The organism is Candidatus Hydrogenedentota bacterium (assembly GCA_019637335.1).
Taxonomy (GTDB): Bacteria; Hydrogenedentota; Hydrogenedentia; order Hydrogenedentales; family JAEUWI01; genus JAEUWI01.
Genome location: JAHBVV010000038.1, coordinates 44,810 through 57,759, shown reverse-complemented (window position 1 = coordinate 57,759; position 12,950 = coordinate 44,810). Strand labels below are relative to the sequence as shown.

Annotated in this window: 9 protein-coding genes; 4 read left to right on the top strand and 5 right to left on the bottom strand. The window is 64.8% G+C overall.

What is annotated here, in order from left to right; genetic code table 11:
• The first annotated feature begins 445 nt into the window (after positions 1 to 445).
• Both KF886_25180 and KF886_25175 read left to right on the top strand, forming a co-directional pair.
• Entirely contained in the window at positions 446 to 1,624 is a 1,179-nt protein-coding gene (locus KF886_25180; protein ID MBX3180653.1) for a hypothetical protein, read from the top strand.
• 126 nt (positions 1,625 to 1,750) lie between these two features.
• The gene (locus tag KF886_25175; protein ID MBX3180652.1) at positions 1,751 to 5,269 is read left to right on the top strand and encodes a c-type cytochrome; all 3,519 of its coding nucleotides are present in this window, start codon (positions 1,751 to 1,753) and stop codon (positions 5,267 to 5,269) included.
• Between the two features lie 54 nt (positions 5,270 to 5,323).
• Here KF886_25175 and KF886_25170 read toward each other — a convergent pair whose 3' ends face one another.
• Together KF886_25170 and KF886_25165 are read right to left on the bottom strand one after the other, a co-directional pair.
• Complete coding sequence (locus KF886_25170; GenBank protein MBX3180651.1) at positions 5,324 to 6,154, bottom strand: SDR family oxidoreductase; 831 nt, start codon at positions 6,152 to 6,154, stop codon at positions 5,324 to 5,326.
• Positions 6,155 to 6,341: 187 nt separating this feature from the next.
• Positions 6,342 to 7,091, bottom strand: coding sequence for a hypothetical protein (locus KF886_25165; GenBank protein ID MBX3180650.1), 750 nt, complete (start codon positions 7,089 to 7,091; stop codon positions 6,342 to 6,344).
• 457 nt (positions 7,092 to 7,548) lie between these two features.
• Between KF886_25165 and purU the strand changes: the two genes are divergently transcribed.
• Together purU and KF886_25155 are read left to right on the top strand one after the other, a co-directional pair.
• Positions 7,549 to 8,403, top strand: a complete 855-nt coding sequence (gene purU / locus KF886_25160) for a formyltetrahydrofolate deformylase (protein ID MBX3180649.1) — start codon at positions 7,549 to 7,551, stop codon at positions 8,401 to 8,403.
• Positions 8,404 to 8,641: 238 nt separating this feature from the next.
• The gene (locus KF886_25155) at positions 8,642 to 9,460 is read left to right on the top strand and encodes a M48 family metallopeptidase (protein MBX3180648.1); all 819 of its coding nucleotides are present in this window, start codon (positions 8,642 to 8,644) and stop codon (positions 9,458 to 9,460) included.
• Between the two features lie 23 nt (positions 9,461 to 9,483).
• Here the strand turns inward: KF886_25155 and KF886_25150 are convergent, their stop codons facing one another.
• The 3 genes from KF886_25150 to KF886_25140 form a co-directional block, all read right to left on the bottom strand.
• Positions 9,484 to 9,879, bottom strand: a complete 396-nt coding sequence (locus KF886_25150; GenBank protein ID MBX3180647.1) for a type II toxin-antitoxin system VapC family toxin — start codon at positions 9,877 to 9,879, stop codon at positions 9,484 to 9,486.
• The gene (locus KF886_25145) at positions 9,876 to 10,112 is read right to left on the bottom strand and encodes a hypothetical protein (protein ID MBX3180646.1); all 237 of its coding nucleotides are present in this window, start codon (positions 10,110 to 10,112) and stop codon (positions 9,876 to 9,878) included. Before KF886_25145 ends, KF886_25150 begins: the two co-directional genes overlap by 4 nt.
• Positions 10,113 to 10,211: 99 nt before the next feature.
• Entirely contained in the window at positions 10,212 to 12,398 is a 2,187-nt protein-coding gene (locus KF886_25140; GenBank protein MBX3180645.1) for an acylase, read from the bottom strand.
• Positions 12,399 to 12,950: the final 552 nt, after the last annotated feature.

Below are 12,950 nucleotides of genomic sequence, written 5' to 3'. Positions count from 1 at the left end.
AAGCGCTGAAACCGCTCTTGGGGCAAGGAGCTTTTTAAGTTAACGCTTATGGGGCGTTGCCCAGGGCTCGAAGCTGCATTGGCCCTTCGGGCCGGAAGAGCGGGAATCCCGAGCCCACTACATTCATCATCGCCGCGCCTTGAACCACCACGCAATTCGCGTTCATTCGTGTTCATTGGCGGTTCAAGTTTATTCGGTTGCGGCCAGAGACTGCACTATGTCCATTCGTGTCCATTTGCGGTTCGCGATTCTTTGGTTGCGGCGATGCCACATCAGTTTTTGCACCCCCAGGCGCCGAAGGGCTTGAAAACTTGCATCCCGGGCGGCCCGCACACTATAACCTCTTTCGGGTTGAGCAGCCCCGCCGCGGCCATTTCTCCTCCTACGGACCGCGGTCGCGCCGTGCCCATTTCACGCAATTCACCTCAGTAGGGACGCAATTACCATGTTTTCAAGCCGACATTTCCCCGCAGCCGCCTGGCTGGTTTTTCTGGGGCTGGTATACGGGCCATTCGATGCCCAGGCGGGCGTCGCGCCCTTCGAATTCCGCGCCGGGGATCGCGTGGTGTTCCTGGGCGCCACGCTCCTCGAAAGGGAGCAGGACGACGGCTACCTCGAAACCCTGCTGACCGCGCGTTTTGCGGACAAAAACCTGACCTTCCGCAACCTGGCCTGGAGCGGCGACACGGTCTGGGGCGATTCCCGCGCCGGCTTCGACACCGCGAAAGAGGGATTCGAGCGCCTCGTGAAGCAGGTGCGCGACGCCAAACCCGGCGTCATCGTGCTCGAATTCGGCCGGAACGAGTCCTTCGCGGGCGATGCCGGGCTGGCGGATTTCGTGGCGGGCTACAACCGCCTCCTCGACGCCATCGCGGATACAGAGGCGCGGCTGGTCTTCCTCGGGCCGGCGAAGCTCGAGGCGCTCGGCGCGCCGCTGCCGGATCCCGCCGAACAGAACCGCAACATCGCGCGCTACGCCGCCGCCGCCGCCGAGATCGCGGGCGATCGCGGGGGGTGGTATATCGATCTCGACGCCGCCATTGCGGGTGTCCGCCCGGTGGCCCCGATTACGTTCAACGGCATGCACCTCACGCCGTACGGCTACTGGATCTTCGCCCAGGCCGTGCTCGAAGGCCTGGGAAATCACGCGCCGCGTTTCATGGCCGAAGGCCTGCCCGGCTTCACGTTGAACCCGAAGGTCTTTTTCACCGCGCCGCTGCCGGCGGATATTGCACCCGAGGTTGCCGCCACCGAATCCCTTCATGTCCTCCGCTATTTCCCGCAGGAGGTGGGGAGCTACCGTCTCGCGATGGGGGAGAAGATCGTCGCCGAAGCCACCCGGGAGCAGTGGGAGCGCGGCGTGCCGCTCGCCGGTCTGCCGGAGGTCGCCCGCTTCGAGGAACTCCGCGCGGTCGTGAAGGAAAAGAACCGGCTCTTCTTTAACCGTTGGCGCCCGCAGAACGAGACCTACATCTTCGGGTTCCGCAAGCACGAGCAGGGCCAGTACGCCGCGGAAATTCCGCAGTACGACCCGCTCATCGAAGCCGAGGAGAAGAAGATCGCCGAGCTCAGCCAGCTCCCGACCGCGCAGTACACCATGGTGCGCATTGTGGAGACCCCGTGAGCCGAACCGATCACGCGTATGCTACCGCAAATCCACCCGGGGCGGATCGTCCCGAATAACGAAAGTCCGAGTCCAGGAACCATGCCTGTCCCCGCCAAAATCACCAAGTCAGGAGCATGCGCCGCCATGCCATTTCGCACGCTTAGCCGATTCGCCATTGCCGCGCTCGCCGCCGCCGCCATGCCCGCCGGCGCGCAGAACCAGGACGCGCTCTACGACATTCCCGCGCCCAACGTCCAGGAAGAGCTCGCGCAATTCGAAGTGGCCGACGGCTTCGAAGTGAACCTCTTCGCCGCCGAGCCGATGGTCGCCAACCCGATCGCCATCAGCTGGGACGCCCAGGGACGCCTTTGGGTCGCCGGCAGCTCCATCTATCCGCACATCGCGCCGGGCGAGAAACCGGCCGACACCATCACCGTCCTCGAAGATGTGGATGGCGACGGCGTCGCGGACACCTCGACCGTCTTCGCGGAGGGCCTCTTCATCCCGACCGGCATTCTGCCCGGCGATGGCGGGGTCTATGTTTGCAACAGCACGGAGGTCCTGCACCTCGCCGACACCGACGGCGATGGCCGGGCCGATCAGCGCCGCCAGGTCCTCTCCGGCTTCGGCACGGAAGACACGCACCAGACCATCCACAGCATGCGCTGGGGGGTCGATGGCTTCCTCTACATCAATCAGTCGATCTACATCCACAGCCACGTTGAGACGCCCTATGGCGTCAAGCGCCTCGGTGGCGGCGGGATCTGGCAATGGAACCCCCAGACCCTGGAGCTGAATGTATTCGCGCGCGGCTTCGTCAATCCCTGGGGCCACCACCAGGACCGCTGGGGCCAGTCCTTCGCCACGGACGGCGCCTACCACGAAGGCGTCAACCACGTTTTCCCCGGCAGCGCCTTTCTCATCTCCGGGATCACGCCTTTCCTCAGCGGGATGAACCCCGGCAGCCCCAAGCACTGCGGCCTCGAAATCCTCAGCGGTGAGCACCTCCCCGAGGACTTGCGCGGCAACTACATCACCAATGACTTCCGCGCCCACCGCGTCTGCCGCTTCGTCGTGAGCGAGAGCGGCTCGACCTACGCCGCCGAGGAAAAGCCCGAGTTGATCAAGACGCAGCATGTCTCCTTCCGCCCGGTGGATGTGAAAATGGGCCCCGACGGCGCAATCTATATCGCCGACTGGTACAACCCCATCATTCAGCACGGCGAAGTCGCCTTTCGCGACCCCCGCCGCGACCACGAGCACGGCCGCATCTGGCGCGTGACCGCCAAGGGACGCCCCCTCGTGCCGCGCCCGCAGATCGTTGGCGCGTCCATCGACGGGCTCCTGAGCCTGCTGCTGAAGGAAGAAGAGTGGACCAGGCTGAACGCGCGCCAGCAACTCAAGCAGTATCCCCTTGACGCCGTGGCGCCGCGCGTCGACGCGTGGTTGGCCGCCGTCGGCGACGCCGATCGCGAAACGCGCCTCCTCGAGGCCTTGTGGACCTGGCAGACGCTCAACACCGTCCGCCCCGATGTTCTGGAGGCCGCCCTCACCGCGGAGGATGGCCGCATACGCGCCGCCGCCGTGCGCGTCATGGCGCATTGGTTTTCCCGGCTTCAGCCCGCCGACGCCTGGCGGGACCGCGCGCTGGCCCTCGCACAGGACCCGCACCCGCGCGTGCGCCTGGAGGCCGTTCGTCTGCTGGGATCCATCCCGGACGGCGCCGCCGCGCTGTCCGCCCTGGGCATCTGGGACCTGGAGCGCGACCGCTACCTCGACTACGCGCTCCTGGTGACCTTGCGCGAGTTGAAAGCCCACTGGCTGCCCGAGGTCGCCCGCGAGAATCCGGCCTTCACGCAAAACGCCGATCGCCTGCTCTTTGCGCTCGACGCCGTGGCGAGTCCGGAAGTCGTTCCGCCGCTGCTCCACGCGCTCGCGCGCGGCCAGTTCGATGAAAAGCAGGCCGGTCAGGCGGTTGCCCTCGTTGCCGCCCACGGCGATGCCGCCCAGGCGGCCACGCTGGCCCTGCAACTGTGCGCGCGCCTCGAAAAGGGCGATGCGGGCGCGCTGCCGCACTGGCAGGCCCTCGTCGAGGGAAGCCGCGCGCGGGGCCTGAAGCCCGCCAGCGGCCTCGATCGCGTCGCGGCGCTTGCCCAGTCGGCCACCGGTGATATTCAGCTGCGCGCCATCGAAGCGGCCGGCGCCTGGGGCGTGGAGGAGGCCCGCCCCGTGCTGGACGGCCTGCTGGGCAATGGGGACACCGCCCCGGCGCTACGAAGTGCGGCCATCAACGCCCTGCGTGGGCTCGGCGGGGAAGCGAGCCAGGCGCGCCTGCGCGCCCTCGCGGAAACGCACCCGAACCGGGCCACACGCGTGGAGGCGCTCCGTGCGCTGGTCGCCCTGGCGCCCGCGGATGCCGCCGCGCCCCTGGCGGCCATTCTTGTCTCCAGCACCGATCTCGACGAAGTGAATACGCTCATCGACGCGGTGTTGAAGCAGCAGCCGGCCGTGCCCGCGCTGGCCGCCGCGCTCGAAGGCAAGACCCTCACCGTAGACACCGCCAAGCAGGCCGAACGCGTCATTCGCGGTTCCGGGCGCGCGGGATCCGAAAGCGCCTGGCGCGGCGATGAAGCCTCGCCGGATGCCGCAAAACTCACCGACGCCCAGCGCCAGGTGCAGGAACTCATTGCGGCGGTGCGCACCGCCGGTGATTTGGACGCGCTGACCGAAGCGTGGGACGCCGCCGCTGTCGCGCGCCTGGTGGAGCTCACCCGGCAGAGCGGCGATCCCGCGCGGGGCGAAACGCTCTACCGCAACCTGGCCTGCGCCCAATGCCACGCGATCGGCGGCGCGGGCGGCCTCCTCGGCCCCGACCTCTCCAGCATCGGCGGCAGCGCCCAGGCCGATTACCTCGTGGAGTCGCTGCTGTTTCCCGGCAAGGCCGTCAAGGAGGGGTACCACTCCATTGTGGTCGAGACCGCCGACTTCGAGACGTTCAGCGGCGTGAAGGTAAGCGAAAACGACACCACCCTCGTGCTGCGCGACGTATCCGGCGAACGCACCATCTACCGCGACAACATTGATTCCATTTCCGAGGGTCAGTCCCTGATGCCGGGCGGGCTTGTCGATGGCCTCCTCGAAAGCGAGATCGCGGACCTCGTCAGCTTCATGTCCGCGCTCGGCCGGGTCCCCGAGTGGTCGCTCGGCGCCGGGCGGGTCGTCCGCGCGTGGGACGTGCTCCAATTGACGCCCGAGGGCCTCGAGCGCCTGTATCAGGATGGCCCGGAGATCGTCGCGAAGGACCACCAGGACCTGACCTGGATGCCCGCCTACAGCACGGTCGCCGGCGACCTGCCCGAATCGGAGATGCCCGTCCTGAACCACCGCTACTGGCACAACGAGGGCTACAGCGCCGCTCGGTTTCACCTGGAGGCCACCCGCGCCGGATCCCTCAGTTTGACCCTGCCGTCCGCCGAGGGCCTCGAAGTTTATCTCAATGGCGCGCTGGTTTCTTCCGACGCCCTGGGCGCGCTCGAACTCCCGCAGGGCCCGTCGACCATTGCGATTCTCGTGCGCCATGACGAGGCGAGCGGCCCGCTGCGCGTGGAATTGGCCGGCGGCGCCGATACCGGGGTGACCCTGCGCCTCGCCGCCGGGCGGTGATTTTGCGCGCGGAAAAATTCCCAGGAAATCCCGCGCCTGCCGTCCCATGCGCCTCTATATGCCCATGCCGCCCGTTACTTCCAGCGTGTGTCCATTGATATACCCGGCCCACGGTGACGCCAGCAGGAGAATCCCGCCCGCCGCCTCCTCCACCGTCCCCGTGCGCCCCATCGGAATCAGCATCTTGACCAGATCGTGCATGTGCCCCGGCACGCCGAGTTGGATTGCCTCGCCATCGACCGTAATGGAGTCGCCCGACTCCTTCGCCTGCGTGAGCCGGGTCTCGATATAGCCAAACGCCACCGCGTTGCACCGGATGTTGAACGGCCCCCATTCCTTCGCGACCGTCTTGGTGAACCCCACCAGGCCCATCTTCGCCGTGGCGTAGTTGAGTTGCCCCACGTTGCCGTGCAGCCCGGAGGTGGATGAGACATTGATGATACAGCGGGGGGCAGGGCGTTCCCCGGCGGCTTGTTCCTGTTTTGCGGCGTCCCGCATGAACGGGGCGGCGGCGCGCACGAGGCGAAACGGCGCCGTGTTGTGCACCGCGAGCATGGCCTCCCACTGCTTGTCCGACATTTTGTGCAGCATGCCGTCCCAGGTGTATCCGGCGTTGTTCACCAGAATGTGCAGCCCGCCGAACGCCTCCAGCGCCGCCCCGATCAGCGCCTCGGGAAAGGCGGGATCCGTGATGTCGCCCGCGACGGCACGCGCCGCGCCGCCCGCCGCCTCGATAGCGGCCACGGTTTCCGCCAGCGGGCCCGCGTCCCGATCGCTGGCGATCACGGCGGCGCCCTGTTCCGCCAGGAGCCGCGCGGCCGCCGCGCCAATGCCCCGGCCCGCGCCCGTAATGATTGCAACCTGATTCTGAAGCAGCCGTGACATGATCGCCCTTTCAAGGTGGGGGAATTGCCGAGAGGGCGGTATTATTCCACGCCCGGCGCGGAAGATGGAAACCCGTACTGCGCGGCCCACGTCAGAATCGGCATTTCGCCGTATTCGCGGGCAAAAAGAAACGCCCCCCGCCAATTTCGCCGGGGGGCGTGGTTACCTTGAGGATCAATTGCGGCTCTTACTGGCCCGCGGTCGTCAGCTTGGCCCAGGCCGTGCTCGTCGGGAACTGGTCATTCTCGCCGCCCGCGCCAATCGGGCTCGCGATCGTCGCGCCGTTCGCCCGGTACAACTGAAATTCTACGTGTCCGTCCATAAACAGCACATTGGCGCCGCCGGGCACGTGGTTGTAGATCGAGACCGACTCGCCCACGACGTCCCAGATCGTGGCCAGCTCCGACTGCGCCTTTGCCGAGGCGCCCGGGTTGTTGATATCGGTAATGAAGAACCGTTCGATGCCCTCGCGGAAGCGGTACAGGTTCACTATTTCGCCCGGCGCATACTTGCTGTTGCCCACGTGCTGGAACGTGTGGTTCCGCTCGAGCGAATCCTTCACCGCCTGCAAGCCCGCCACATTCGCCGAAAGATACGCCGTGATGTACGGGGTGATGTTTACCGTGGTGAAGAATGCGAAGATGCCGCGCGCGCCCCCATCGGTAAACGGCGAGATGACCGCGTTGTCCTTGATCGCGTAGCCCAGGTAGATATAGGAGCGGTCCGACGTGCTGTTCGAGGCGGGCTGCACCCCGGGAATACCGGGCGTGTAGATGCCCGTTGACCAATCCCCGTCCATCAATTCCGTCGCCAGGTTGCCCGCCGGGTCGCGCCACTCCCCGCCTTGACCGATGAAGCGGTCCGTATTGCTCTCGGTGTCCGAAGGGCAGAAGATGACGCTCAGATCGGTCAGGTACTCCGGGTACATCGCTTCCATCGAGAAGAAGAAGTTCCCGAAGTCCACCGATTTCGGAGGAAAGGTTTCGCCCCGGGACTCATTTGCGTACATTTTGCACATGAGCCCCATCTGCTTCAGGTTGTTCTGGCAGGTCGCCCTCCGCGCCGCCTCGCGCGCCCGCGCGAGCGCCGGAAGCAGGATGGCCGCCAGGATGCCAATGATGGCGATGACCACCAGCAGTTCAATCAATGTGAATCCCTTGCGCTTCATATAAAGATGCCTCTCCATTGCGATATGATATCGAAAAGCCGACCACTGCCCGCGCCGCGGCCCAATCCGCTGCGCAAGATGCTTTAGAATAGAGGAGGGGCGGCGATCTGTCAATGACTTTTCTACCGGTAGTTCCGTCCGCCGCGCCGCCGGTAATTGGTTTGCAAAACAGCGGATTTTTTCGAGATTTTCGTATAGACTCGCGCCTGAACTCGGAGCCGTACCCATGGACGTCACCGCCACCCTGCTGCTGCATTGCCCCGACACCAAGGGCATCGTGTATGAAGTCTCCCGGTTCATCTACGAAAACGGCGGCAACATTATCGACGCGCAGCAACACCGGGAGGAGATCGATAACCGCTTTTTCATGCGGGTCCACTTCGATACGGCGGACCTCTCCCTCTCGCCATCGGATCTCCGCGCGCGCCTGAACGACCTCGCGAAACCCTTCGACATGACCTGCGCCGTCCGCTATGCAACCGAGCGCGCAAAGGTCGCCATCCTCGTTTCCCGCTACGATCATTGCCTCTACGACCTCCTCCTGCGCAACCAGTACAGTGAGCTCGCCGGGGATATCGAAATCGTCATCAGCAACCATCCCGATCTACAGGGCGCCGCGGAACATTTCGGCGTCCCCTTTGCCCACGTCCCCGTCGAAAAGGACCGCAAGGCCGAAGCTGAAGCGAATATCCTGGACATCTTCCGCGATCGCGGTATCGACCTGGTGGTGCTCGCGCGCTACATGCAAGTCCTGACGCCGGCCCTGGTGGACCCGTTCAAGAACCGCATCATCAACGTGCACCACGGCTTCCTACCGGCCTTCCAGGGCGCGCGCCCCTACCACCAGGCCTACGCGCGCGGCGTGAAGCTCATCGGCGCCACGAGCCACTACGTCACCGCCGACCTCGACATGGGCCCCATCATCGAACAGGCCAGCATCCCCGTGAACCACAGCCACAGCGTCGCCGACCTCGTCACCATGGGCCGGGACATCGAGAAGCAGGTCCTCGCCGCCGCCGTAAAGGCCCACCTCGATTCCCGGATCATGGTCTACCGCGAGCGCACCATCGTGTTCGACTGAAGCGGACAAACCGCGCGATCCACGCTGATTGGCGGGAGCGCGTTTGGGCGTTCGGCGGCCCGGCATGACAACTCGGGTGAAACCCGGTAGAATAAGGGCGCGCAATATAACGTCCAGTATCGTGTCCGCCCGGGCGGACTGTTGCCGCGCAACCAGGCGGCGTCACGGTGATGAATTGCGGATCGGCCCGCTCCGGGGCGCCGGCCACACCGATATGGAGTCTTAAGGCATGTTTCACATGAATTCACTTCGGCGTCTCGCGATCGGGTTATGCCTGGCGGCGTCTGGTCTTGGTCTCGCCTCCTGCGCCACCGTCCCGCTGACGAACCGCACGCAGATCAATTTCCTGCCGGAATCGCAGATGGTGCAGCTGGGCCAGCAGGCCTACCAGGAGCAGTTGAAGGAATACCCCCTCAGCACGAAGCCCGGCGATGTGGAGCCGGTGCGCCGTGTTGGCGAGCGGCTGGCCGCGGCGACGATGGATTTCCTCCGGGCCAATAACTTGCCCACCGACGTGTACCAGTGGGAGTTCAGCGTCATCGACAACGACGAGATCGCGAACGCGACCTGCCTCCCGGGGGGGAAGATCGTTTTTTACAGCGGGATTTTCGAGTACACGAAGGACGAGGACGGCATCGCGACGGTAATGGGCCACGAAATTGCCCACGCCATCGCGCGCCACTCGAATGAGCGGGTGAGCCAGATGTTGCTGCTGGAACTGGGCGCGGCCACGTTGTCGGAAGCCATGGCGACCCAGCCCGCGCGAACGCGGGAGCTCGCGGGCCAGGCCTTCGGGCTCACGACGAACCTGGGCGTCGCCCTGCCGTTCAACCGCGCCCGCGAATCCGAGGCGGATCGCATCGGGCTTACGCTGATGGCCAAAGCCGGCTACGACCCGCGCAAGGCGGTGGAGTTCTGGGAGCGCTTCAGCGGGGCGGGCAAGAAGGCGCCGGAATTCCTGTCGACCCACCCCTCCGGCGAAACCCGCATCGCGGACATCCAGCGCCACATTCCGGAAGCCATGCAGCATTACACCGGCGGGTACCGCGTGAGATGATCGTTCGGCAATCGGCTGATGGGTCAGGCGAGGCGAAATCCGGCCTGCTCGAAATGGCGGTCAAATGTCAGTGCCGCGTGTATCTTTCGTTCCTCCATGATGGCGAACGAGATGCAGTCCGTCAGGGACCAGTGCTTGTCCAGGCGCGACGAAAACAGGGCAAATCCGGCGCTGAATTCCCGCGAGGAAGCCGGAACGATCTCGACGTGCTCTGATGAATGGAGCGCTTGAACGAACTCGGCGAACAGGCGGCGGAGTGGGGGCGCTGACATGAGGGCGCCGAGTTCACAGAGAACGTATTCCGACGTAATCGTGGGTCCCTTGTATTGTCTGGACCGCTCAAGCGCGAGCGCGTGCCAGTGGTCGCGCGGGTTTAGAATGGCCTGATAGAACGACGTGTCCACGAAGACAGGATTCACGAGGAATGCTCGTTCCTGAGGTAGGCATCGTGGTTTTCGGCCCAATCCTCGGGTAGATTCTCGGCCCGACCGATGAATGCGCTCAACTGATCCGCGAGTGACGGGCAGGCATCCCCGAACGCCTCGCTCGTGGAGCCCGCAACGATCTCGATCCGCACGCGGGTTCCGTCGGCAAGCTCGGTTGGCTCGTCAAAAACCACCTTGCCGGATTCCACATGTCCGCTATAGCCCATCGTATTCGCTCCGATTCGCAACCTGCAATCCCAGTATAGCAACTGCGCGCCTCACAAATCCCCATCGGGATGACCGCGTTCGTGGACTTGAACCGGTCACTACTCAAAATCCTCCATCCGCGGCGCGCTCCCTTCAATCTGACGCGGCTCGTAGCCGGGCGCGTACTCGCGCGACAGGTTCCGCCGCAGCTCCGCTTCGTCCAGCCACACCGGCTTGGTCTCGCGCGCGGCGAAGAGCGGCGCCTGGTCCGCGTAGTGCGGCGAGTCCGGGCGCGTGCTGGCCGTGCCGAACTGGTGCAGGCTGCGCGATCGCACCTGGCCATCCGGGTCCCACGTGACCATCAGCAGGTAGCAATCGCCCGCTCGGCCTTCCAGGCGCCGGCCATTCCAGCGGCCCTCCACCGCGTTGAGCACGTCGGGACCGCCGCCAAGCCCCAGGTTGACCTCCCCGCGCACGAGGCGGTTCACCTCCGACCACGCCGGGTCGAGCCGACCGAAAGCCCCGTGCAGCATCGCGGCCTTTTCGCCGAGGATTTCCAGCAACTCCGCACCGCTTCGTTCCGGCGCCTGGAGGCCCGCCGTGTCCCGCAGAAAGAGACAGGCGATCGCCGCGCTGGTGTTTTCGGCGTTCGTGTTGTAGTCCCAGCGCTTCAGCACGGCCACCGCCTCCTTAAGGAGCGGATCCGAGGGCTCGGGTTCGGCAAACACCTGGCCGAGGATGGCGCTCACCCGGGAATCCCGCGGGTAGGCCTGGTCGAACTTGTACGCGAAAAACTCCTCTTCCGTGATTGAATCGTCGCCGCCCAGCAGTTCCAGCAGCCGGATCTGGCGGTGGGTAATCTCATCCACGCCCTCGATGCCCGCCGTCTCCGGGACGCTCGCGGGGTCCGGGTTGTCCGGATCGAGGGTTGCGCGGAACGGCGTCCCGTTTGCATTCGCCACGAAGCCCGCCGCCGGATTCAACACCACCGGCAATTGTTCGAAGGGCAGGTAGTCCTCCCAGAGCGTCTCGGACGTATTCCCGGGCAGGTACTGTTGGTAATCGTAGCCCGGCGTTCGCTTCGGTATACGCGCGTTGTAGCGGTACTGGATGTTTCCCGCGCGATCCGCGTACGCCACGTTGAACGACGGGAGCGCCTGCATCGCCATGGCCGATTCGAATTCCTCCAGATTGCGCGCCTTGCCCATCCGGAACCACTGCTCCACCTGGCGGATGTCGCCGTGGCCCGCGTAGCGCACCGCGTATACCCCGTGCGGACGCCGCACCACCGGCCCGTGCACGGAATAGAGCATCTCGCGTGTCACCTTCCACACGAAGCCGCCGAACAGATTCACGGGCAGCACGGCGGTGGCTGCTTCCAGTTCCCGCCATTCGCCATCGAAGCGGTATTCGTTCGGATTGTCCGGATTCATCTCCAGCACGTACACGTCCACAAGGTCCGGGCTGTTCACGGTGTGCGCCCAGCCCAGATCGCGGTTGTGCCCGTGCAGGATGACCGGGGTGCCGGGAAACACGCCGCCGGTGATGTCCAGGCCCTCCTCGCTCTTCAGGCGCGCCTCGTACCAGGACACCGGGCCGGTCCACGGCTGGTGTGAGTTGATCGCCAGGTGCGTCTTTCCGTCCGGTGTCCGGCCCGGCGCGATGGCAAAGGCGTTCGAACCCGTGGGGAGCCCGTTCGTCAGGCTGAAATCCGCATCTTCCGCGCGCGCCACACGCTCCGAAACCGGCGAATGGCGCCGGGTCTCGTAGATACGTTCCAACTCGCGGTCGAGACCGAAGAAGAACGGAACCTTGATCACGAAGCCCGCCACGATATCCAGCCCGGTGGCCGGGAGGATGCCTGGAACGACCTCCTCCGGGTGCAGCGCCGCGTAGTGGTTGAAACCGTCCGCGTAGGCCTCGCAAAGCGCCCGCACCTCTGGGCTCAGGTCGGTCGCATACTTTTCCGCCACGATTTCGCGGTGGCGGAACAACTGCACCAGGTAATCCATCGGCGCGGACTCCCGGCCCTGCAAGAGGGCGAGTTTCCCCCGCGACAGGTAGAGGGCCTCCTGGATCGTTGCGAAATCGTCTTCCGCGTGCGCGTACGCCAGCCCGTACGCGCAATCCGCGTCCGTCTTACCGTAGATATGCGGCACGCCGTAGGTGTCGCGCAGAATGCGGACATCGTATTTGCCCTTCGGCGGAATCAGCGAGCGCGTCGGCGGATTGAACTCGATATACGGGAGCTGCGTGGCGATCGCCACCAGCAACGCGGCGGCTACCGCGCCGATCAGTATATGCATCCAGCGGAATTTCATGGAGCCTCAACAGGTTGGTTTTCTGGTAATTCTTTAGCCGTCTGAAGTAGTCACCCTCGTCGCACCCGACGGTGGCGGCTCTCCGTGCTCGAAAACCGTCATCCCCACGAAAGGGGCTGTCGGTTTACTTAACTCACCCTACACTATGGAAGGAATGAGCCGATCCGTCATCCCCGCGAACGCGGGGATCCAGCAACGCGATCGCACAAACCTCCGAATTCCACTGGATTCCCGCTTTCGCGGGAATGACGCTGTAAGACAGTAGCACAAACTTGTAGGTTTTGAGGCGTCCGCATCAGTTAAACCGACAGCCCCGAAAGTGGGGATCCAGAGACCTTGCAACGCTACCCTCGCAAACCCTCTGGATTCCCGCCTTCGCGGGAATGACGAATACATCCGGTGTAATGAAGGCATCTCGTATCGGCGAACGCCTTACTTCAGACGGCTGAAGTATTGCGTTTTCTGAAACGACAATCACAAGCCGAGAGTATACCGCATCCACACGCCACAATCGCCCCAACCCCCAAACAATCGCCA